Annotated in this window: 18 protein-coding genes; 17 read left to right on the top strand and 1 reads right to left on the bottom strand. The window is 47.0% G+C overall.

The window, feature by feature from the left end; genetic code table 11:
- Positions 1-71 precede the first annotated feature (71 nt).
- The 4 genes from H7F15_RS00865 (at position 72) to H7F15_RS00850 (ending at position 5437) form a co-directional block, all read left to right on the top strand.
- A complete protein-coding gene (locus H7F15_RS00865; protein WP_185195058.1) occupies positions 72-1682 on the top strand; it encodes an Ig-like domain-containing domain in 1611 nt (536 codons plus the stop codon).
- Between the two features lie 664 nt (positions 1683-2346).
- Entirely contained in the window at positions 2347-4407 is a 2061-nt protein-coding gene (locus H7F15_RS00860) for a cation:proton antiporter (RefSeq protein ID WP_185195057.1), read from the top strand.
- Entirely contained in the window at positions 4400-4903 is a 504-nt protein-coding gene (locus H7F15_RS00855) for a DUF4385 domain-containing protein (protein WP_185195439.1), read from the top strand. Before H7F15_RS00860 ends, H7F15_RS00855 begins: the two co-directional genes overlap by 8 nt.
- A gap of 75 nt (positions 4904-4978) precedes the next feature.
- Positions 4979-5437, top strand: a complete 459-nt coding sequence (locus H7F15_RS00850) for a hypothetical protein (protein ID WP_185195056.1) — start codon at positions 4979-4981, stop codon at positions 5435-5437.
- 80 nt (positions 5438-5517) lie between these two features.
- Here the strand turns inward: H7F15_RS00850 and H7F15_RS00845 are convergent, their stop codons facing one another.
- Positions 5518-6654, bottom strand: a complete 1137-nt coding sequence (locus tag H7F15_RS00845; RefSeq protein WP_185195055.1) for a hypothetical protein — start codon at positions 6652-6654, stop codon at positions 5518-5520.
- Between the two features lie 199 nt (positions 6655-6853).
- Here H7F15_RS00845 and H7F15_RS00840 point away from each other — a divergent pair, with 199 nt between their 5' ends.
- The 13 genes from H7F15_RS00840 to H7F15_RS00780 all read left to right on the top strand — a co-directional run bounded on the left by H7F15_RS00840 (position 6854) and on the right by H7F15_RS00780 (position 24429).
- Positions 6854-8356: a glycine--tRNA ligase gene (locus H7F15_RS00840; protein ID WP_185195054.1), complete on the top strand. Its 1503-nt coding sequence runs from the start codon at positions 6854-6856 to the stop codon at positions 8354-8356.
- A 585-nt stretch (positions 8357-8941) separates the two neighbouring features.
- A complete protein-coding gene (locus H7F15_RS00835; protein ID WP_185195053.1) occupies positions 8942-10048 on the top strand; it encodes a sorbosone dehydrogenase family protein in 1107 nt (368 codons plus the stop codon).
- Between the two features lie 155 nt (positions 10049-10203).
- The gene (locus tag H7F15_RS00830; RefSeq protein WP_185195052.1) at positions 10204-10359 is read left to right on the top strand and encodes a hypothetical protein; all 156 of its coding nucleotides are present in this window, start codon (positions 10204-10206) and stop codon (positions 10357-10359) included.
- A 231-nt stretch (positions 10360-10590) separates the two neighbouring features.
- Entirely contained in the window at positions 10591-13941 is a 3351-nt protein-coding gene (gene ileS / locus H7F15_RS00825; RefSeq protein WP_185195051.1) for an isoleucine--tRNA ligase, read from the top strand.
- Between the two features lie 153 nt (positions 13942-14094).
- Positions 14095-14712, top strand: coding sequence for a lipoprotein signal peptidase (locus H7F15_RS00820; RefSeq protein ID WP_185195050.1), 618 nt, complete (start codon positions 14095-14097; stop codon positions 14710-14712).
- 154 nt (positions 14713-14866) lie between these two features.
- Positions 14867-15631, top strand: a complete 765-nt coding sequence (locus tag H7F15_RS00815) for a hypothetical protein (RefSeq protein WP_185195049.1) — start codon at positions 14867-14869, stop codon at positions 15629-15631.
- A 50-nt stretch (positions 15632-15681) separates the two neighbouring features.
- Entirely contained in the window at positions 15682-17511 is a 1830-nt protein-coding gene (locus H7F15_RS00810) for an ABC transporter ATP-binding protein (protein WP_185195048.1), read from the top strand.
- Positions 17512-18483: 972 nt separating this feature from the next.
- Positions 18484-20787, top strand: a complete 2304-nt coding sequence (gene rnr / locus H7F15_RS00805; protein ID WP_185195047.1) for a ribonuclease R — start codon at positions 18484-18486, stop codon at positions 20785-20787.
- 8 nt (positions 20788-20795) lie between these two features.
- Positions 20796-21770 carry a polyprenyl synthetase family protein gene (locus tag H7F15_RS00800; RefSeq protein WP_185195046.1) on the top strand — a complete coding sequence of 325 codons (975 nt, stop codon included), beginning with the start codon at positions 20796-20798 and terminating at the stop codon, positions 21768-21770.
- A 126-nt stretch (positions 21771-21896) separates the two neighbouring features.
- Entirely contained in the window at positions 21897-22523 is a 627-nt protein-coding gene (locus tag H7F15_RS00795) for a rhomboid family intramembrane serine protease (RefSeq protein WP_185195045.1), read from the top strand.
- Positions 22524-22610: 87 nt separating this feature from the next.
- Positions 22611-23081 carry a fasciclin domain-containing protein gene (locus tag H7F15_RS00790; RefSeq protein WP_185195044.1) on the top strand — a complete coding sequence of 157 codons (471 nt, stop codon included), beginning with the start codon at positions 22611-22613 and terminating at the stop codon, positions 23079-23081.
- Between the two features lie 3 nt (positions 23082-23084).
- Complete coding sequence (locus H7F15_RS00785) at positions 23085-23939, top strand: glycerophosphodiester phosphodiesterase family protein (protein ID WP_185195043.1); 855 nt, start codon at positions 23085-23087, stop codon at positions 23937-23939.
- Between the two features lie 40 nt (positions 23940-23979).
- On the top strand, positions 23980-24429 hold the full coding sequence (locus H7F15_RS00780; RefSeq protein ID WP_185195042.1) for a hypothetical protein: 450 nt from the start codon (positions 23980-23982) through the stop codon (positions 24427-24429).
- Positions 24430-24534: the final 105 nt, after the last annotated feature.

Raw genomic sequence — 24534 nt, 5'->3', positions numbered from 1 at the left:
GAACTAACTGAAACGATACCGTGGAAAAGGCAAGCGAAAGTTTGCCTATTTTCATTTATAAGCACAAACACATGAGATTTATCAACACAGCTCTGGCCGCCGCAACTGCACTTGTTACTGCAGGGTGCGCCAGCGTAGGCAGCCCGGAAGGCGGGCCAAAAGATACTACACCGCCAACCTTGGTAAGCAGCAACCCGACCAACCAGCAGCTAAATGTAAACACCAATACAATAAGCCTGGAATTTAATGAAAATGTACAGCCGATCAGCGTGCAGAAGGAACTGCTGATAACGCCCTTTACAGATAATAAATACCGCATCCGGTTTAAGGATAATAACCTGAGCCTGATATTTGACAAACCATTGCAGGACAGCACTACCTATATTTTTAACTTCAGAAATGGCATAGCGGATATAACGGAAAAGAACGTGGCCAAAGGCTTGCGCCTTTCGTTCAGTACCGGCAGCTATATAGATTCGAGCAGGGTGAGTGGCAAAGTGCTGAACCTGCTGACACAGGAACCTGAGAAGGACGCAGTTGTGGCGCTATACCGCGCAAACGATACCTTGGACATCCGTAAAAGCAGGCCATATTACCAGATACAGGCAAATGCGCAGGGAGAATACAGCCTGGAAAACGTGAAGGAAGGAACCTATAAAATATTTGCGCTTCAGGATGCCAACACCAACAGTCTCTACGAAGAAATTGAACGCATCGGTTTTAAAGCAGAACCGATAACGGTAACGCCGGACTCGCAGTACGTGGTGTTACAAACTGCCCGCATCGATACCAAAAAACCAATTGGCTTGCAGCGCCAGAAGTTCCTCGACAGATTTGCCATCACCTACACCGAAGGCATCAGCAGGATTACAGCTAAAACAATAGGGAGCGCCGATACAGTGAGCAGTAAAATTGCCCCGGACGGAAAGATAGCCGAACTGTTCAGAAGCCCGAAATTTAACGGTGGAAAACTGTTGGTAGCCGTACTCGATTCAGCGGGAAACAGCAGCTTAGACACGATTCAGGTAGATTTCGGAACAGATTATACACAGCGCGTGCAGGGAGCGCAACTGAAGGTTATCAATGGAAATCAGCAGACACAGACCTACAGACCAGGACAAAAACTAACCATCGCTTTACAGGGCCAGGTAAAAATTAACGGCGCTAACCCGATCAGCATTCAGGCAGACTCGGTAAACAAAACCAGCCTGAAGTATCCGGAGCAAATAAACTTGGACAAGACCCAAACCGAACTCACCTTTACAGTTCCTAAACTTGCGGCACGGCAACAACCTTATTCCATAGTAATAGACAGCACGCAGCTGGTGCCGGTGCACAACAAAAAATTCCCGATACAGCCAATCCCACTAACTATAGCAGAGGCCCAGGGATTCGGGAGCGTAAAAGGAACTATAGCTGGTAACCAGCAAAATTTTATACTCCAACTCCTGACCACTCAGAACAAAGTGCTAAAAGAAGTCAGGAACCAGCGCAACTTCCACTTCACGGATCTGCCGCCCAACTCCTATAAACTGCGCGTGATACGCGACGAAAACAACAACGGGAAATGGGACCAGGGAAGCGCTGACTTTAAAAAAGAACCGGAACAGATATACATGCACCCCGACCTGATAGAAATAAGGGCCAACTGGGATCTGGAAGACATCCGGATACAACTATAGCAAACGAAGGAGACTGTAATGGTCTCCTTTTTTTATGCCCGCAGAGTTACAGCCCTCCGTATAGTTCTGCAGAAAGCTGTTCCACTGGCAGCAGAAATCGAAAAAAACGGCTGATGAGCCCGGAAAATCAAAACAAAAGTCTGAAAACGAAAGTTGGTAATAGAAATCCACAGAAAGCGGGGGTATAACTGTGGATAAAAGTGGGTAACGTATTGAAAACATCAACACCCACGGAGGCACCTGCACGAAAAAAGGCCATGTTCCACGCAAAAAGTGGATAGAGGTTCATAATTAACAGCAGAAAAAAAAGTTTTCCACGCGTGGAACAACTGTGCAAAAAGAAATTCACAAAAAGCATGTAAAAGTGGATAAGCCATTTAAGCTACTGAACTATAAAATGATGCCCAGCCGAATAGTGTGGAACAGTTGTGGAAGAAACAGAAACCCATACACAACTTATAAAACAAGGGCGTGGAATAGGAAACTTATGCACTTATAAACAGCCCTAATGATGAAAGAAGAAGAGATTTAAAATTTAATCTTTTTAAAATAATTAGAAGGTTGATTGTGTGGAAAGGTGTGGAACAGGAAGAAAAATCGCCGGAAAAAAATTTAAAGGAATATCTTTAAGGAGAGAAAAAGAAGTAGAACAAAATAAAACTGAATGAAATTAGCGCTGAAACTGACACTGCCATTCGAAGATCCTGTACTCATATTTACGCTGGTACTTTTTATAATACTGGTCTCCACCATAATTCTGAAAAGGGTAAAGATACCGGGCATTGTAGGGCTGATCATAGCCGGTGTGATAGTGGGGCCAAACGGTTTCGGGATAATGGAGCGCGATGCCAGCATGATCCTGTTCGGCACAGTGGGGATACTTTACATCATGTTTCTGGCTGGGCTGGAAATGGATATGGTCGGTTTCAAAAAGACGAAGACAAGGAGCATTATGTATGGTGCTCTTACCTTTTTTGTACCGATAACGATAGGAGCGCTTACCTTCCTTTACCTTTTTGATTACGAATTCAAGTCAGCGGTTTTACTGGGCTGTATGTTTGCTTCACATACACTGCTGGCATACCCGATCATCTCTAAACTCGGGCTGGCCAAAAACGAGGCTGTTACAGTAACTATAGGCGGAACCATTATAACCGATACGGCTGTGCTGATCGTGCTGGCAATTATAGTTGGCTCGATGGAAGGCAACGTGAGCATGGCTTATTGGATAATATTGGCGCTTAAGCTGGCAGCATTTGTAGCCGTAGTTTTGTTCCTGTTTCCGGTGATAGCTAAAGCTATATTCAAACAGCTTGAAAGCGAAAAAGGAGCCCAGTTCATATTCGTACTGGCAATGGTTTTTGCTGCTTCATTTCTGGCGGAGCTGGCTGGGGTAGAAGCTATTTTGGGAGCATTCCTGGCGGGTCTGGCGCTTAACCAACTCATACCGCATACATCAGCACTCATGAACAGGCTGGAGTTTGTGGGGAACAATATATTTGTTCCGTTCTTCCTGCTGAGCGTGGGGATGCTGGTTGATGTAAGCGTGTTGTTTGAGGGCTGGGCAGCGCTGGCAACTATAGTTGTCGTAATTGTACTGGCTATACTCACAAAATGGATTGCCGCTTATATAACTCAAAAATTGTACGGCTACTCCATAACACAGCGGAACCTGATTTTCGGATTAAGTACTGCAAGGGCAGCTGCAACCCTGGCGGTAATACTGGTTGGTTTTGAAATAGGCATCGTAGAAGAATTCGCGCTGAACCTGACTGTAGTTCTGATTCTGGCTACAAGCCTTGTAAGCTCCTTTATTACAGAAAGAGCCGGTCGTGCCCTGGCCATTATTGAAAGCCGCAGAAAACCGGACCTGAGCGAAAAGCCAGACCGTATTCTGGTACCTATTGCCAACCCGGCAACTATAGAAAACCTGATAGACCTTTCTATCATGCTCAAGAACCCGGATTACAATGAGCCGATTTATCCGCTGGCAGTAGTGATAGATAACGAACATGCCGAGGAAGAGATCTTCAAAAAGAATAAAATGCTGCAGGAGGCTATCAAACATGCCTCGGCTACAGACCACGACGTACAGCTGGTTTCTAAAATAGACATGAACATCTCAAGCGGGATATTGCGGGCTATTAAGGAAATGATGATAACTGAGGTGGTACTTGGCTGGAACGGAAAGATAACCACACGCGACAGAGTTTTCGGGACGGTGCTGGATAACCTGCTGGAAAAAACGGAACAGATGATACTGGTGTGCAAGATCGTGGAGCCGCTGAACACTACCCGCCGCATCATAGTTATAGTTCCGATCAATGCCGAACTGGAAAGAGGGTATCTGCGATGGATCAGGGCCGTTAAAAAACTATCGAGCCAGTTAGGTGCCAAAATCATATTCCGGGGCCGAAGAAGAACCCTGAACAAGATCAGGCAGACACTGGCCACTACTAAACCAGCTGTGGAAGCAGAGTATGAACCGCTTTCTAATTTCAATGAGTTCGGGGATATGAAGACTAGTCTCACCAAAGATGATATGATCGTGGTGGTATCAGGCAGAAGAGGAACTGTATCCTATAACCACACCATGGACTATGTACCAAGAGTGCTCTCGAGAGACTATAAAGAGAACAGCTTTATTATAGTTTACCCGGAACAGAACCCCATAACCGAGCAGGACAACATGTACATAAACATTGCGTATGGCAGGGATGCCTAAAAATAACAAAGCCTTTGACTATAGCCTGGACTTTAAAACTATAGATTTCAGGAAACAGCCCGAACTATACCGCGTGGGCAAGGGCGAGCAGGGCGTGTTGCTGGTAGAGCCTTACAAATCGGAGATACTGCCGCACTGGCGCTTTAAGACACCGGACATAGCACGCGAGTCGGCCGATAAGATCTATAGTTTGTTTCTGGAGTACCTGCAGCAGGAGGATTTTGTAGGAGCAGATATGGCACGCAAGTTTCTGCAGATGGGCTACACCCGCAGCCGCCGTTATGCCAACCACAGATCCGGTAAAAAATACGACGGCCCCGTACCCGACGACAAAAAAGGACAAAGCGGAGCGCACGGACGCGAGGAACTGCCGCGCGATATAGACCCGGTAAAAGCCGAATCGGCTGCTATCTTTAAAAAGAAATGGGACCTGGCAAAACAGAATACCGACTATATCCGGCAAAAAGAAGCGTTTAAGGCCAGGTACGAAGGATAAAAAATTTTACATGTAACCGAAATATCGCTAAAAGAGTAATTCACATATCTTTGTAAAAAAGAAACAACCATAAAAATGATCAATAAGGACATCAGGTTAGGCAAAGGACTTGGTAAGATCAAGTTTGGCCTGACAAGAGACGAGGTAGAAGAACTGATTGGCGAACCGGAAGAGGTGGAGGAGTCGGATGAGGACGATGAGTTTGAGCATGAAGCCTGGAACTACTGGGAAGATGGCTACTCGCTTTATTTCGACAAGGAGGATGATTACCGCCTGAGCTGCATCGAGACAGCTAACCGCGAAGTGCAGCTGTGGGATGAACGCATTTTTGAAATGAGCCAGGACCAGCTGAAAGCGCTTTTCGCAGATCATGACATCACAAACCCGGAAGTGGAAGAGATGGAAGGCGGCGAGATCCGTATCTCCTACGAAAAGGAAATGATCGACCTGTACTTTGATGAGGACCAGCTGATAGCCGTAAACTTCGGTGTGTTTATTGACGACAACCTGGAAGTAAAGTGGCCTGAAAAATAAGCCGGAACTTAACTATAAACTATAAAAAAGGCGCTGCAGTAAATCTGCAGCGCCTTTTCTGTTTTGGTAAACTATAGTTCTTATTTAAAGAAGAAGTGCTTTACCTCTTCCTGCATTACCGGGTTGATGGCAATGGCCAGGATCAGCGATATGATCAGACCGATCGTTACAGAGAGAATATCTTTACCGATCAAACGGAAAGTTTTAGCGAACTTTTCGCCGCTGTCGTGGGCACGCAGGCGCATACCTAACTCACGGCCGGCCAGCAAACCAACAAATACCCAGGTTGTACTCATCGGGATGTTATTCACTTCTTTAAAGTAATACAGGATAAGGGCGTAAACCAGGTCAATTATGGTGGCGCTTCGCACGTCACGCACTTCCGATTTCTCGTTAATCACGTTCTGGATCTTATCGCCTTTTTTATAGAACAGGAAACCTAAGCCAAGGAAAATGAAGCCCGTGAAAGCCAGGAACTCATACACATTAAGCTGGCGTGGCAGATAAACTGCAATGTTGGCAAGGTCCTGCGCCAGCCAGATGTACCACAGAAAACCGCTGATCAGCCATTGGGCAACTGTCCAGAAAGCGTGTGCCTCGCCTTTTATAAACCGCTTAATGGCTTTAGAAAGCAGCAGGTAAATAATAAGGGCAGAAACGAATGCCAGCACATAACCAACAAAGCTTTTGCTAACCATGCTTACAACAGTGCCGCCTGTAGCCGAGAAAACACTAAGCAACATAAAGGTTGTTGACACCGGAATGCGGAACCTGGTTAACAGCAGCAGAATGATGGGAGAGGCCAGCTGCAGGTATACAAAGCTTGTCGGAGTTTTATCCAGGCCAGGCGTGGCCAAACGCTGATAGGAAACGTCGCCATCAAACACAATCCAACTATAGCTTACTGTAAAAATAAAGATCAGCCCCATAAAGAGCCATTGCCAGTACCACTTCTTGTCTTCGTTAGAGCCGATAAATGTACCTATAGTTTGAATACTATCGTTGGCAATAGCAGAGTAACCGGCAAAAGCAAAACCTACCCACATCGCAATACTTGGGTAAGGGTAAACAGCGCCGGCAAATATCAGTGAAATAGCAATGAAGTATAAGAACTTCTTCTCTTTCTGAAGAACTACATCTACCAGGCTATAGCGCTTAACAAATTTGTGAGGCTGCCCTGTTAGAACGTGCTTCGGGAGTTTTTTTGATTTAGGCATCGTAGTGTCTAAAAGTGGAAAAATAAAAAAGCGGCGCAAGTTAAACAGAAACCAATGTTAGGTTAATGTTACTAATGTTATCAAATTGTTAACATACCAAAAAGCGGGCACTGCTGTAAACTATAGTAGATTTAACCAACTATAAAAACTGTAGAACACGTTTGGCAGAAGCAATTCTAAAAAAGCTATCTTTGCAACTATGGCAACAAAAGAGAAGACTACTGAAGAAAATACCCAGTTAAAAGACATCATTTCGCACGCAAAAGAGTACGGTTTCGTGTTCCCGAGCAGCGAGATTTACGATGGTTTGCAGGCCGTTTACGACTATGGCCAGATGGGTGTGGAGCTGAAGAACAACATAAAGCAGCTCTGGTGGAAATGCATGACCCAACTGAACGAGAACGTAGTTGGTCTGGATGCAGCCATCTTTATGCACCCGCTTACCTGGAAGGCGTCCGGCCACGTGGACAGCTTCAACGACCCGATGATCGATAACAAAGACTCGAAGAAGCGTTACCGTGCCGATGTACTGATAGAAGAAAAAGCCGCTGCTTTAGAGAACGAAGGCAAAGTAGAAGAAGCCGGCGCACTGCTGGCCGAAATGGGCAAGCTGCTGGAAGCAGAAGACCTGGACGGCGTACGCGAACTGATCGTTCGTGAAAACATTAAATGCCCGATCTCCGGCACTACCAACTGGACCGAAGTTCGTCAGTTTAACCTGATGTTCTCGACACAGGTGGGTTCTGTGGCTGAAGAATCACAAACCATTTACCTGCGCCCGGAAACAGCACAAGGTATCTTCGTTAACTTCCTGAACGTACAGAAGACCGGCCGCATGAAAGTGCCTTTCGGTATTGCGCAAATTGGGAAAGCCTTCCGTAACGAGATCGTGGCACGCCAGTTCATCTTCCGTATGCGCGAGTTTGAGCAGCTGGAGATGCAGTTTTTTGTACGCCCTGGCACCGAAATGGAGTGGTACGAGAAATGGAAAGCAACCCGTAAACTATGGCACCAGGCCATTGGCATTCCGGCCGAAAGCCTGCGCTACCACGACCACGAAAAGCTGGCGCACTATGCAAACGCTGCCGTTGACATCGAGTATAAATTCCCGTTTGGTTTTAAAGAAGTAGAAGGCATCCACTCACGTACCGACTTCGACCTGACCCAGCACCAGGAACTGAGCCGCAAAAAAATGCAGTACTTCGACAACGACCTGAATGCAGACGGCAAACCATATGGAAACTATATTCCTTACGTGATCGAGACATCGGCCGGCGCTGACCGCCTGTTCCTGATGACGCTTTGCAACGCCTATCAGGAAGAAGAAATTACCGAAGGCGAAGCGACCAAAACCCGTACGTTCCTGAAGTTGCACCCGGCGTTGGCGCCAGTTAAAGCTGCTATCCTTCCGTTAACTAAAAAGGATGGCCTGCCAGAGAAAGCGACCGAGATCTTCAACTCGCTGAAGTTCGACTTCAACATGATCTACGAAGAGCGCGACAGCATTGGTAAGCGTTACACGCGTCAAGATTTGATAGGTACACCGTTCTGTATTGCCGTTGACCACCAGACTTTGGAAGATAACACTGTTACCGTTCGTGACCGCGACAGCCGTGAGCAGGTACGTATGCCAATTGCAGACCTTAGAACTTATATAGATAAAGCCGTTAACTTCCGTAGCATCCTGGAAAAACTGGCCTAACTATAAACTATAGCTTGAGCAAAAGCCGAAGGTTGTAAAGCCTTCGGCTTTTTTATTTTCAGCAACTATAGTTCAGATGTTCCCTGTGGAAACTATAGTTGAACGTGATTTACGCCCTCGCTCGCGTCCCGCGAGTGTGAGTTACAAACGGACTCTGGCCGTGTTAAACTATAGTTTATAGTTGCATCCGCTGTTCAGGACTTCCAAGTACGCGTTATTCGCTATACAGGGACAAGGATGTCCCCCGGCAGATGGCTTTCGGACACTGATGTCCGAAAAAGCAGGAAGCACGGCTTAACTAACTATAGTTTTCTGCTGGCGCAGAACGCCAGTTTCATACTGGCCCCATAGTTCACCACAAGTTGCGCTGGCGCTAAACTTGCGGCATGTTGAGCAAAACGAATCCTGTGGAAAATCAAACCAAGATCCTGCAGTAATGCTTCTAAACCACATTTGCAGCATAAACTCTCCACCGAACTATAGTTTACCAAATCTCCGATAAGTATAGAATTTTCTGTATTTAGACCCCAACCTTTTAGCATAGCTTAAGTTACAAGGCATGTTACCCTTATTAACTTATACACTATGAACAAATGGATTACTTATGCCCTGGCATCGCTGTTGGTATTTACCGTTGGATGCAAGGACGATGACGAAACAACCCCACCCGATGAAGTATTAACCGATGCCGTGCTGGCAGATAAAGTGCTTGCTGAAAACCTGACCCTGCCATGGGAACTGGCCTGGAGCCCGGACAACCAGATCTGGTTTACAGAACGAAATGGCAAAGTAAGCAAGTTAAACCCTGAAACCGGCGCTGTAACTATAGTTGTCGATTTAGATGAAGTGGATGCAAGGGGAGAAGGCGGTTTGCTGGGCATGGCGCTGCACCCTGATTTTAGTGCTACACCTGATGTATTTCTGGTGTATAACTATGATAAAGCAGGCACCTATACCCAGAAAGTAGTAAAGTTCAGATACAACGGTACTACGCTTACCAACCCGGTAGTGCTGCTCGATAACATACCAGCTACCAACGTACACAACGGAAGCCGTCTGCTGATCTCTCCGGACATGAAGCTGTTTATAACTACCGGCGATGCCTTCAACTATTTCGCGCCACAGGACCCGAACAACTTAAACGGAAAGGTGCTACGCATTAACCTGGATGGCTCTGTACCTGCCGATAACCCGATAAGTGGTAACCCGATGTGGAGCTTTGGTCACCGGAATGCGCAAGGGCTGGTAATGGTAAACAATATCCTGTACAGCTCAGAACACGGACCCGACATTGACGATGAGATCAACATTATTCTGAAAGCCCGCAACTATGGCTGGCCTGACCTGAGTGGCTTCTGCGACCCTAACGAGACAGCCGTTTGTGAAGAATATAACATGGTAGAACCCTTGAAAAGCTTTACACCAACTATAGCCGTAAGTGGCATGGACTACTATGATAACAAGCAGATACCACAATGGAAGAACTCGCTGCTGGTAGCAACGCTTAAAGACAAAACGCTTTACCAGTTTAAACTGAACGAAGCCGGCGATGAGATCATAGAAACAAAGGAATTCTATCGCAATGCGCATGGCCGCCTGCGCGATGTGTTGGTAGCGCCAAACGGAAAAGTGTACCTGGCAACCAGCAATGGCTCTAATGACAAAATTGTAGAGATCAGCCGTAGTAACTAACTGTTGACAAATTAGGCCATTTATGCTTTAGTACTGCAGTTAGGAGCGTTTTATAGTTTACTTTTCAACTATGACTGCTACTGCCGTTCCACAGGGAACAAAACTATAGCTGCGGGTTGGCTGTTAATTATCTACACAACCAAACCCTAAAAGCTATGACAAACAAATCAAAATCGGGTAGCAGCAAATCGGGTAGTGAAGATCCGTGCTGGAAAGGCTACGAGCAGGTAGGCATGAAGAACAAAGACGGTAAACAGGTGCCAAACTGCGTTCCAGAAAACAAGTCTTCTTCATCAAAAAAGAAAAGCTAACTGAATCAATTCAGAAAAGCCCCGCCAAAACGGGGCTTTTTTGTTACAGCACTTATCTGCTATAGTTGTTGTTAACTTAACAGAAGCCGGTGAGCATTTAGAGTTTATAAGAATGAGCAAAAATCCCTAACTTTACCGGCTTATAAGTAAACTACCAACTATAGCTTCAAAACTTATAGTTTATAGTTTAACTATCAGTGCATTCGTGAGATAAAGATAAACCTGAAAACGGTGAAGTATAACGAGTATAAAAATCTGAATTACGCCAAGCTTGGCGAAGACGTACTGGCTTTCTGGAAAGAGCAAAACATCTTCCAAAAATCGGTAGCGACGCGTGAGGGCAACGACAATTTCGTGTTTTACGAAGGCCCGCCATCTGCAAACGGTACGCCGGGTATTCACCACGTAATGGCGCGTGCGGTTAAAGATATTTTCTGCCGCTACAAAACCCTGAAAGGCTACCAGGTAAACCGCAAAGGCGGCTGGGACACACACGGCCTTCCGGTAGAACTGCAGGTAGAGAAAGAACTAGGTATTACCAAAGAAGATATCGGTAAGAAGATAACGGTAGAAGAGTATAACCAGCGCAGCCGCGAAACGGTTATGCGTTTCAAAGACCAGTGGGACGACCTGACCGAGAAAATGGGTTATTGGGTAGACCTGGACAACCCGTACATCACTTTCGAAAACAAATATATCGAATCGTGCTGGGCACTGCTGAAGCGCCTGTACGATAAGGGGTATTTGTATAAAGGCTACACGATCCAGCCTTACTCGCCTGGTGCTGGTACAGGTCTGAGCTCGCATGAGCTGAACCAGCCGGGTTGCTACCAGATGGTAAAAGACACCACCATTGTAGCGCAGTTTGAGCTGAAGAAGATTACCCGCAACATGTTCTTGTTTGATAACGAGGAGGAGCAGGTATATTTCCTTGCCTGGACGACAACCCCGTGGACGCTTCCGGCTAACACCGCTTTGGCTGTTGGGAAAGGTATAAAGTATGTGAAGGTGAAAACCTACAATCCGTATACTTACGCGCCTGTCTCAGTTATACTTGCCAAAGACCTGGTAAGCCGCTACTTCAACGACAAAGCCAAAGACCTTGCCCTGGCAGATTACAACCCGGGTGATAAACTGGTGCCGTTTAAAGTGGTAGAAGAGTTTGTAGGCGCTGATCTGGCAGGAGTGGAGTATCACCAGTTGATGCCATACGTGCAGCCGGACAAGCCAGCTTTCAGAGTAGTGGTTGGTGATTTCGTGACGACGGAAGATGGTACCGGTATCGTGCATATCTCGCCAACGTTTGGTGCCGACGACTTTAGAGTTGCTGCTCAGAACGACATACCGGCGCTGCTGGTAATGGACGAGAACGGCAAGCCAATGCCGCTAGTAGACAAGCAAGGTCGCTTTGTAAAGGAAGTAACCGACTTTGCCGGCATGTACGTGAAGAACTACGACGGTCAGGATGAGTCTGCACCAGACTATAAACCGACGGATGTACTAATCGCCATCAAACTGAAAGAGGAAGGTAAAGCCTTTAAAGTAGAGAAATACGAGCATACCTACCCGCACTGTTGGAGAACCGATAAGCCGGTATTATACTATCCACTGGATAGCTGGTTCATTAAAACCACAGCTGTAAAGGAAAGAATGATCGAGCTGAATAAGACGATCAACTGGAAACCGGAATCTACGGGTACAGGCCGTTTTGGTAACTGGCTCGAGAACCTGGTAGACTGGAACCTGTCGCGCTCACGCTATTGGGGTACACCGCTACCGATCTGGAGAACCGAAGACGGGGAAGAAGAAGTTTGCGTTGGCTCTATTGCAGAACTAAGCGAGCGCATGGATGTGGCTGTTAACAAAGGCTTCATGAGTGCGGCCATTGAAATAAACGACCTGCACCGCCCATACGTGGATAACATCGTATTGGTAAGCCCAAGTGGCAAGCCAATGTACAGAGAGCCAGACCTTATCGACGTTTGGTTTGATTCTGGCGCGATGCCTTATGCACAATGGCATTATCCACTGGAGAACAAAGATATCTTTGAGCAGAACTTCCCGGCAGATTACATTGCCGAAGGTGTTGACCAGACACGTGGCTGGTTCTTTACGCTGCATGCGCTGGCTGTAATGCTGGAAGACAGCGTGGCCTACAAGAACGTGATCGCAAACGGACTGGTGCTGGATAAGAACGGAAACAAGATGAGCAAGCGCTTAGGCAACGCCATCGATCCGTTTGACATGATCGGTACATATGGTCCGGACGCTGTGCGTTGGTACATGATCGCGAATGCGCCACCTTGGGATAACCTGAAATTCAACGCAGATGGAGTTGTAGAGACACAGCGCCGTTTCTTCGGAACGCTGCAGAACACTTACTCCTTCTTCGCGCTGTATGCTAACCTGGATAACTTCACGTATGCCGAAGCCGATGTGCCGTTGGAACGCAGAACAGAAAGCGACCGCTGGATCATTTCGAAACTAAATACGTTGGTACAGGACGTAGATGCATACTTCAATGACTACGATCCAACCAAAGCGGCCCGTGCTATCCAGGATTTTGTGACCGATGACCTGAGTAACTGGTACGTGCGCCTGAACCGCAAACGTTTCTGGAAAGGCGAGTACAACGAAGATAAGATCGCTGCTTACCAGACACTTTATACCTGTTTAGAAACTATAGCCAAGCTTGCTTCGCCGATAGCGCCATTCTACACCGAGCAATTGTTCCGTGACCTGAACAGCGTGAGCGGTAAAAACAAAGTAGAATCTGTGCACCTGGCTTATTACCCTGAAGTAAGTACAGCAGCTATAGATAAGGACCTGGAAGAGCGCATGGCGCTGGCACAGTCGGTATCGTCGTTGGTACACTCGCTGCGCAAGAAGCACATGATAAAAGTTCGTCAGCCATTACAGCGTATACTTATACCAGTACTAAGCGAGCACACACGTCACCAGATTCAGGCTGTAGAAGACCTGATCATGAGTGAAGTGAACGTGAAGCATGTGGAGTACATCGATGATACTTCCGGCATTTTGGTGAAGAAGATCAAGCCTAACTTTAAGAAGCTGGGTCAGGTGTTCGGACCTAAGATGAAACTGGTTGCAGCCGCTGTGCAGCAAATGAACCAGGAAGACATCGCGAAGCTGGAGCGTGAAGGTGGTTTCGAAGTACTGATAGCGGATGATGAAACTGCTGTGTTAACGCCAGATGATGTGGAGATCTCTTCAGAAGATATACCGGGTTGGTTAGTAGCCAGCGAAGGCAAACTGACTGTTGCGTTAGATATAACTATAACCGAAGAACTGAAGCAGGAAGGTATCGCCCGCGACCTGGTAAACCGTATCCAGAACCTGCGTAAGGATTCTAACCTGGAAGTTCAGGACAAGATCCATATCCTGATGCAGCCATCGGCTCCGGAAGTGAACGCTGCCGTTGAGAACTTCAGAGATTATATCTGCACCGAAACACAGGCGTTGAGTCTGGAGATTGTGGATGGCCTGGCTGATGGAACGCTGCTGGAAATGGACGAGTACCAGATCTACATGCAGATTCGTACTGAAAACGTAGCAGTTTAAACTATAAACGCACCCGTCTGTCTAATACTGGCGGGTGCGTTTCTTTTTATTAAGTATACTTGCAGTTAAAAGAATACTATAGTTTAAGGTAAAAGACGTCTAGCATCTAATATCTAACTACTAACATCTCAAAAAGCTGCTTACCAAACACACATGAAATACTGGAAATTTTACCTGCTCAGCCTTGTTGTGATCCTGATTGACCAGGCCGTAAAGCTGATCGTGCATTACAACATGGAAATGGGTTTACCCGGCGAAATTCACGTTATAGGCGACTTCTTTAAGCTGCACTATACGCTGAACCCGGGTATGGCTTTCGGCGTGGAGCTGGGCTCCGAGTATGGTAAACTCATGCTGACACTGTTCCGTTTGGTAGCCATGTTTGGTATCGGGTACTACCTGTACTACCTGGTAAACCATAAAGCGCCGACAGGTCTGATCTGGTGTATTGCCCTGATATTAGGAGGCGCCGTTGGCAACCTGATCGACAGTACGTTCTATGGTGTATGGTTCGATAACGCGCTGTATGGTTCCTCTACGCCATGGTTCCATGGGCAGGTGATCGATATGTTCTACCTGGATATCTGGGAAGGCATTGTACCGCACTGGATACCGCTTTTAGGTGGCAAACCTATGTCGTTGTGGCCAATCTTTAACGTAGCCGATGCCGCTATCTTTATTGGTGTATTACTGATCCTGTTTAATCAGAAACGCTTTTTCGGCGAGCACCCGGAACCAAAGCACCAGGCTGTGCAGCAACAAGGTTTCTAAGCCAAACTATAAACAATAGAAAAGCGGCTGTTCCATGTGGAGCAACCGCTTTTTTATTTCAAATCTGTAAACAATAGCTGCTTATAGTTTCAGAACTTCAGCTTATATTTCGTGCCTTTTTTCCGGTAGCTATCTTCCCAAGCTTTTAACTAACATGAGATTACCAAAACTTTTAGCCGTTGTAGCGCTGTCAGTAAGCCTTTTTTCCTGCGACAACTGCGAAGACGTGAACCTGGGCAAACTGGAGTTCACCAATGCACTCATTTCTTTTCTGCCAGCTCAACCTGCTCCAGGGAAAAGCTATTATATAACATCCGAAAGTGGTAAACAGCAGATGAATTATGCTGTACCCAATACAAATGCACAGGTTATCATCCCTGCCGGAAAAACGAACTACACTGGCAAATTCGATCCTAATTCGTGTAAAGAGTATTACACCGCCGAAGAAAAAGTATACACAGGCCAAACTCAGGGCGAAAGTCTGATTAGCATCAAAGCAACATACAGAAAAGATGCGGATGCGGAACGCTACAATACTATTCCAGACAAAAATGCTGTGGGTGATGTGATCGAATTTGCAATGGGGTATAACAACATTTTTCCTGAGCCAGTACCGTACGGAACGGGTACCATCAACAGCTTTTCGGCTCAGCGCTATTTCTTGTTTGAAGAAGCAACCACCACTACAATTGATAAGATAACCTACATGCAGGAATTTTTACCAACTATAACCTTGAATGGGGTTTCGCATGAGAATGTATACCACCTGTACATAAAAGAACCTCACATAGAAGCTAATGAACCAAGATCTGATAAGTATCCTTTGGATTTTGTCGAAGGCATTTACATAAAAGAAGGTATCGGTTTAATTCATGCTTATACCTACAGGGGCAAGCAGATAGATGTAACTATAGAGTAGCGAATACGGCAAAAACTGTTATTTTTACCTGAAGCATAACCCGAATTACCTTGGCCACACCGACACCTATACTTAAAGTAACCAACCTGGAAACCGTTTTCTCCACACACCGCGGCACTACCAAAGCTGTGGATAAGGTTTCGTTTGAAGTATACCCGGGAGAGACGGTGGCTATAGTTGGAGAGTCCGGCTCAGGCAAGTCGGTAACGTCGTTGTCGGTAATGCGGCTGATAAATACCCCGCCAGGACGCATAGCAGGTGGTACAGCCATTTTCCAGTCAGAAAAGTTCGGAGAAGTAGACCTGTTTGCATTGCCGGAAAAGCAGATGCAGCAGATACGGGGTAACGATATTTCGATGATCTTCCAGGAGCCGATGTCGTCGCTGAACCCCGTGTATACCTGTGGAAAACAAGTAGCCGAAGTGCTGTTGCTGCACACCGATCTTTCAGAAAAAGAAGCCAGGGAAAGAACTATAGCCCTTTTTGAAAAGGCCAAGCTCCCGCGGCCAGAGAAAATTTACGATGCTTATCCACATGAGATTTCGGGTGGACAGAAGCAGCGCGTGATGATCGCCATGGCCATGGCCTGCGAGCCCAGCATACTAATTGCAGATGAGCCAACTACCGCTTTGGACGTAACGGTGCAGGCGCGTATGCTGCAGTTAATTGATGAACTTCGGGTAAAAGAAAACACAGCCGTATTATTTATTACCCACGACCTTGGCGTAGTTGCCGAAATTGCCGACCGCATTCTGGTAATGTATAAAGGCAAGCTGGTAGAGCAGGGCAAAGTGTTGGATATCTTTACAAATCCGCAACACCCTTACACCAAAGGACTGTTGGGCTGCCGACCGAAGCTGTCTGCTAAACCGCAATCTATACTGCCTACCGTTTCTGATTTTATGCTGGAAGATGAGAACGGCAACATTATAGAGCGGAAGAAAGAAGTTGTTGAGCCATCACTTGTTGATGTAGTGAACAACTATGTAAGCACTGTTACAGATATCAAGCATGAGCAGGAAAACCGCCAGAAACCATCACTGCTGCAAGTAGAGAACCTGAAAGTATATTTCCCGATAAAGAAAGGCTTCTTTGGCCGCACTACGGATTATGTGAAGGCAGTGGATGGCGTTAGTTTTGAAGTAAAACCCGGCGAAACGATAGGATTGGTGGGAGAATCGGGATGTGGAAAAACTACGCTGGGTAGGGCGCTGCTTAGGCTGGTAGAACCCACAGAAGGCAGCATTATCTTCAACGGGCGTGATATTGCAAAACTTAGCTCAGAAGAATTACGCAAAAGCCGCCGCGAATTCCAGATGATCTTCCAGGATCCGTATGCGTCGCTGAACCCGATGCATACCGTAGGAGAGACGATTATGGAACCCATGCGTGTGCATAAACTATACGCCAACGACCGCGAACGCAAAGCCAAAACGATGGAACTGCTTGAAAAGGTGGGGCTTACGGCTGAGCACTTTCAACGTTATCCACATGAGTTTTCGGGTGGCCAGCGGCAGCGTATCAGTATTGCCAGAGCCTTAGTGTTGCAGCCAAAATGTATTATCTGTGACGAATCCGTTTCGGCGCTCGACGTATCGGTACAGGCGCAGGTACTAAATCTGCTGAACAAGCTGAAGCACGAATTCCAGATGACCTACATTTTTATCACCCATGATCTGTCGGTAGCTAAGTATATGTCGGACCGCATACTGGTGATGAGCAAAGGCCAGATTGTAGAGAGTGGAACACCGCAGCAGCTATACCTGAACCCGAAAGAAGAATACACCCGCACCCTCATCAATGCCATCCCGAAAGGCGAAGTAGAAGACATTCTGCAAGCCCAGCAGAAACGCGAGCTTCTCAAGGCAGGACAACTATAATCTGGATCAGGATTTAGGCTGTGGTTATAGTTTGATTTATAGTTTTATAGTTGCAGCGGTTCAAACCACCCCTGCCCCTCCTTATCCAAGGAGGGGAACTCTGATACTGCTATAGTTTATGCTACAGTGCTATAGTTACAGCCTGTGAACAGGACAGGTTTTACCTGTCCCCTACGGAACTATAGCCACGAGAAAAACGATCTACTCAAGCCAAAGCAAGAACAGCAACTACAGCCATAGTCGTAGCTATCGAACTGATTACAGTCTTTGGGTTGAGCGCCTTTGACTTGTTGCGGTGCCGTCAGGCAATCCGACGCAGGAGGATAGCAAGAAGGCAGCAGCGCGATGCCCGAAGACGGGGCCTCCCGGCCCAGGAGGGAGCCAACCAAACTATAGAACTGTAGGTACTTAGAGCTCCCAGGGTGATAGGTAACTATAGTACAACGGCTTGGTTCCAGCAGTAGGCAAAGTCAACTATAGAACTATAGCTCATGAGTATCAACTATAAGCCGAGATAGATTTCTCACGTTGTTCGAAATGACAGAAAAGAAGCTATAAGACATATAAGATTTCTCACAGCTACGCTGGCTCTCTTTGACTCGCTTCTCAAGAATGCTCGACATTACACTTAAGTAACTATAGACGAATTCGCTCGGAATGACAAAAGAAGAACTTAGCTTACAAACTATAGCCAACGATACTGGTAAATATGTCCCTATGGAGCCAGTTGAGTCAGGAGCTCGCGCCAGTAAAGAAACAGCCTCTATTACACACTTTACCAAACAGATTTTACGATCATAACACTAACTTAATTTCAAACAAAGTACATTATATAGCGCTTTATCTATAAATTACTCCATAATTGCAACTATAGGTTAGCCAAACCACTGTAGGTGGCGTATAGTATCAAATCTATAAAGGCTAAAAATTACCGGATGCAGCCAAAGAAGCTGTATACCAACAAAATAAAACATGAGAAGTAAACGAGATACCAAAGGCGGCAGAGAAAAAGGCCGCAGCGAAAAAGGTGGCTCCCGCCGTGGCGAGTCATCATCCAGAAGAGACGGAGCGCCACGTGGCAGCTCATCCAGAAGAGAAGCAACAGGTGGTAGCAGCCGCAGATCAGGTGATAGGAGAGAAGGATCGGGCCGCAGAGACGGTGGTCGCGACAGATCAGCAAAAGGCATGGTGCTGGAGCTGTTCTCCAGAAACCCTGATACAGAATTTACACTTCGCCAGATTTACCGCCGCTTAGGGGTGGTAGATAAAAAAGGCCGTGAACTGGTGAACGACATGCTGCGTGTATTGCAGCGCGAGAACCGAGTTATAGTTATAGACGAAGACAAGTATACCCTGAACCTGAAGGTAGATATTATTACCGGCAGGGTAGACATGGCCAATAACAAATACGCCTACATTGTAGCCGAAGGAATAGAAGACGATGTGCGTGTGTTTAGGGAGCACCTGAACTACGCCATGGACGGAGACCTGGTGAAAGTGGAAGTACTGCCAACCTACCAGGGCGGCCGTGCCGAAGGCATAGTAGTAGAAGTACTGGAGCGCAAGCGCGAAGAACTGGTAGGCATTCTGCAATTATCGAAGAACTTCGGTTTTGTAGTTCCGGATTTCAAGAAACTATACTTCGATGTTTTTGTAGGCGAACGCGGCCTGAACGGAGCGGAGAATGGCGACAAAGTATTGGTAAAAATTACCGAGTGGCCTGATAAACCAGGTAAAAACCCGATCGGTGAAATAACGCGGGTGTTTGGCCCGGCTGGTGAGCACGAAGCCGAGATCCATTCTATTATGGCGGAATTCGGCTTACCATTTGAATTTCCGGAGTCTGTGGAAGAAGAAGCCGAAAGCATTTCAGATAAAATTACGCAGGCCGAAATCAACAAACGCCGCGATTTCCGGGATGTAACCACTTTTACTATTGACCCTGCCGATGCCAAGGACTTTGACGATGCCCTTTCGATACAGAAGCTGGATAACGGTAACTGGGAAATAGGCGTGCACATTGCCGATGTAACGCATTATGTAGACACCAAAAGTTTGCTGGAGAAGGAAGCTTTCCACAGAGCTACCTCGGTTTACCTTGTGGATAGAACGGTGCCCATGTTGCCTGAGAGGCTCTCAAACGGCCTTTGCTCACTGCGCCCGCAGGAAGAGAAGCTAACATTTTCGGCAGTTTTTGAGCTGGACGATAACGGCAAACTATACAGCGAATGGTTTGGCCGCACCGTTATCTACTCCGACCGCCGCTTTACTTACGAAGAAGCCCAGGAGCGCATTGAGACCGGCGAAGGCGACTTTGCAGAAGAGATCAACATCATGAACGGCATCGCCAAAAATCTGAAAGACAAACGCTTTAAAAACGGTGCCATCAGCTTCGAGACGATAGAAGTAAAGTTTAAGCTCGACGACAACGGCAAACCGCTTTACATTTATGTAAAAGAACGCAAGGATGCCCACAAACTGATCGAGGAATTTATGCTGCTGGCCAATAAAAAGGTGGCAGAGTTTGTATATAACCTGGGCAAAGGCAAAAAGCGTCCAACTATGGTTTACCGTACCCACGGCGCCCCGGACCCTGATAAACTGAGTACCTTCTCGATCTTTGCCCGCAAATTTGGTTATAAAGTAGACCCGGAAGGAAACATCTCATCAGAACTGAATAACCTGGCCGAAGAAACCGAAGGCAAACCGGAGCAGAGCGTACTGCAGAACCTGGCTATCAGAACGATGGCGAAGGCCAAGTACAGCACCGAGCCTGAAGGCCACTTTGGTCTTGCATTCGCGCATTATTCGCACTTTACATCGCCTATCCGCCGCTACCCCGATATGATGGCGCACCGCCTGTTGCAGCATTACCTGGATGGCGGCCCGTCTACGGACAAGGAAGATTACGAAGCCCGATGCCAGCATTCATCTGAAATGGAAAAACGTGCTGCGGATGCCGAGCGTGCCTCTATCAAGTACAAGCAGGTAGAGTTTATGAAGGACACGATTGGTAACCAATACAAAGGTATAGTGTCTGGTGTTACAGAATGGGGTATATTTGTGGAGATCGAAGAAAACAAGTGCGAGGGCATGGTACGTCTCTCTACGCTGAATGACGATTACTACGAACTGGATGCCGACAACTATAGAATTATTGGCCGCCAAAGCAAGCGTATCATTTCGTTTGGCGACGAGGTTATAGTTGAAGTTGTAAGCGCCAACCTGGCCGAGCGCACCATCGATCTGGAACTGATTGAGACACTGAAAAAATAGAATACCTCGTGGATATTAGCATCCTGTCCGAAAAATTAAACCATACGTTAGCAACGCTTCGCTACGGCGAGCAACCATCCGAACTATACGAGCCCATCCGTTACATTATGTCGCTGGGTGGCAAACGCATCCGGCCCATGCTGGTGCTTTTGTCGGCTCAAATGTTTGATGATGATATTGAAAAGGCACTTTTGCCAGCCGCAGGGGTAGAGGTTTTCCATAACTTCACGCTCATGCACGACGACATAATGGACAAGGCGCCGCTGCGTCGTGGGCAGCAAACCGTGCACGAGAAATGGAATGCCAACATTGCCATACTGAGCGGCGACGTAATGCTGGTGCGTGCTTACCAACTGATGGCACAGGCTGAGCCGGACAAGCTGGCGCGGGTGCTGGAACTGTTCAGCAATACAGCCGCCGAGGTTTGCGAAGGCCAGCAACTGGATATGAATTTTGAGCAGCGCACCGAGGTAAGCATACAGGAATACATCCGGATGATTACGCTGAAAACTGCCGTGCTGGTAGGGTTTAGCCTGGAGCTTGGTGCTATTTTACAGGGCGCGCCCGATGAAGATGCCGAGCACCTGAGGCTGTTTGGTAACAATATTGGCATTGCTTTCCAGCTGCGCGATGACCTGCTGGATGTGTATGGCGATAAAGACAAATTCGGCAAACAGGTGGGCGGCGATATACTGTCCGATAAAAAAACCTTCCTGATGCTGACAGCGCTGGAACAGGCAACCGGAGAGCAGCTGGAAACTATAAAAAGCTGGCGCAACATTACCCAGAATCACACTTCCGAAGCCAAAGTACAGGCCATTACAACAGTTTACGACCAGCTAAGCATCCGTCAGCAGACAGAAGAACAGATAGACCTGTATTTTAAAGAAGCCCTGCGCCACCTCGATGCCATTGCCGTACCGGACGAGCGCAAAGCCACCCTGCGCGGCCTGGCCCTGCAGCTAATGGAGCGGGATTCTTAATTGCTGATTGTTAAATTGTTGATGGTTGAATTGTTAGCTCTGGTATAGTTTAAGACACAAAATATTGCGTCTCTACAACTTTCTTTATTTTTAACTCTTCAACTTTCTAAATCTCTAACTTTAAACATGAGCGTTACCATTATTCTGATCATCCTTACTGCGGTTATTTCGTGGTATGCCTTTAGTAACCATTCTCTTATGGAGAAGTGGATATTTTATCCGTACACAGTTAACCGCGACAACTCCTGGTACCGCTTTATCACGTCAGGTTTCCTGCACGCCGATTTTACCCACCTGTTCTTTAACATGTTTACGCTTTATTTCTTCGGGAGCAATGTGGAGTACACGTTTAAAAGTTGGTTCGGGGAGGTAAACGGCATTTTGATCTACCTGCTTATTTACATCGGCGGCATTATAGTTTCTGATATCCCCACGTACATCAAGCACCGCAACGATCCGGGCTACCGGGCGCTGGGTGCATCGGGTGGGGTAGCAGCCGTGGTGTTTTCGAGCATCCTGTTTTACCCCACAGCCGATATCTGCCTGTATGCCGTGCTTTGTGTGCCGGGCTTTATTCTGGGGGTTTTATACCTGATCTATTCTTACTTTTCGGGTAAGCGCATGGGCGACAACATAAACCACGATGCCCACTTGTACGGTGCCCTGTATGGGTTTATAGTTAGCCTGGCTATAGTTCCGGAGGCAGGGCCGCATTTTATAAACGAAATTGCCAGCTGGAGGCTGTTTAGCTAAGTAACCGGAATTGCACTGATTTTCGGGAGAGAAGTTACTTTAGTGGGGTTTGCACGTATAAGGGTTTGAAAACAAACACTTTTACGTATGCGCCCCTCACATATAACTATAAAACTCACCCTGCTTGCCTTCCTGTTTGCAACTATAAACCTGCATGCCCAGGACCTGGCATCTGCTGCCACCTCTCGGGCAACTATAGTTGAGTATGCTGTGAAAGAACGCCCGGTGCTGGTAGAACTCCTGACCACTGCCGGACTGCTGCCCGTACTCTCTGGCGATGCTCCTTACACCCTATTTGCCCCACCCGAAGCCGCCCTGAAAGCGCTGAAAGGTCAGCCTGCAGATAAAGTGAAACTGGTGATGTCCGGCCATATTGTAAAAGGAAAGTACACCGAAAAAGACCTGAAAGACGGAGCCAAGCTGGAAACCCTGAACGGACAGAACATTACCATCTGCCGCAAAACCAATACCCTGGTTAACGGGGTAGCTATTACCAAAGCCGATACAGAGCTTAAAAACGGTGTGGTTCATGATCTGAGCAGCACCCTCACGTATTAGCAGATGCCCGAAGCAATAGAAGTGCACGGGCACAGAGGCTGCCGCGGCCTCTTACCGGAAAACACCATACCCGCCTTTCTGAAAGCAACTGAACTGGGAGCACACGCCCTGGAACTGGACGTGGTGATAACAGGAGATGCACAGGTACTGGTATCGCATGAGCCTTGGTTTGCTGCAGAATACTGCCTGAAACCCGATGGCACAACTATAGCTCCGGCTGATGAATTGCAGCATAACATCTACAAGCTGCCCTACCAGACTATAAAGCAATACGACTGCGGTTCCAAAACACATCCGCGCTTCCCAAAGCAGCAAAACCAGGTTGCACACAAGCCATTGCTATCCGAAGTTATAGAAGCAGTACAGGCGTATTGTGCGCAGCAAACTATAGCCTGTCCGTATTTCAACATCGAGATCAAATCAACTATAGCCGGCGATAAGATTTTCCACCCCAGGCCGGAGCTGTTTGTAGAGTTGCTGTTAGAGGTGCTGGCAAACTATAAACTGACGGAGCAGTCCCTGATCCAGTCGTTTGATGTGAGGCCGTTGCAGGTGCTGCACCACTTAAAACCAACTATAAAACTGGGGTTACTTACCGAAGATAACACGCCGCCCGAACAACGCCTGGACCAGTTAGGATTTATGCCGTACGCCTACAACCCCAACTATAGTTTGATAGATGGCAGCCTGATGCAACTGCTGCAAAAGGAACGTATAAAATGCTTTGCCTGGACCGTAAACGATGCTGAAACAGTACTAAAAATGCTGAACGCCGGAGTAGATGGTATCATATCAGATTACCCGGATATGGTATTGAGGGAGGTAAAAAGTTACTACATGGCTAATAAAACTTCATAAAGTATAAGGCGCAGGGAGTACAATTTCGTAAAAGTCGGTAATGTATACAGCCAGCCAATATAGCGATGTTCCGGAAAGCACCTACCACCAGGTAGCGCAGAACTCGTGCTATGACCTGTCTGTAGATAAAGCCAGGAACAGGGTTTACTTTACCATACACGGCTACTGGAAAAGCAAAAGTGCCGTACCGGACCTACTCGGCGACTGGAAAAAGATAATAGCATTAACACAGCCGGGCTTTACAGTTCTGACTGACATGCGTACCATGATCACGCATCCGCAGGAAATGAACGAGCTGCACATGGCTGCTCAACAAATAATAATAGATTCAGGTGTAAGGCAGGTAGCCCATGTCATGCCCACCGATAAGATAGCGCACTTACAGCTGAATTCTTTTAAGACCAACTCTACCTTACCTTACCGCACTTTCAACTCGGTAGAAGAAGCCGAAACCTGGCTTAACCAGCACGGGCAAGCATCGCTTAACTAAGCAATTATGTTCCACGTGGAGAGGGTTGATTGCTGATTGATGGTAGTTAATTGTTGGGATCAGGATTTTCAGGATTAAAAGATTAGCAGGGTTATTTCCTCATGT

The organism is Pontibacter sp. Tf4 (assembly GCF_014212495.1).
GTDB lineage: Bacteria > Bacteroidota > Bacteroidia > Cytophagales > Hymenobacteraceae > Pontibacter.
This window is presented reverse-complemented; position numbering and strand designations above follow the sequence as displayed.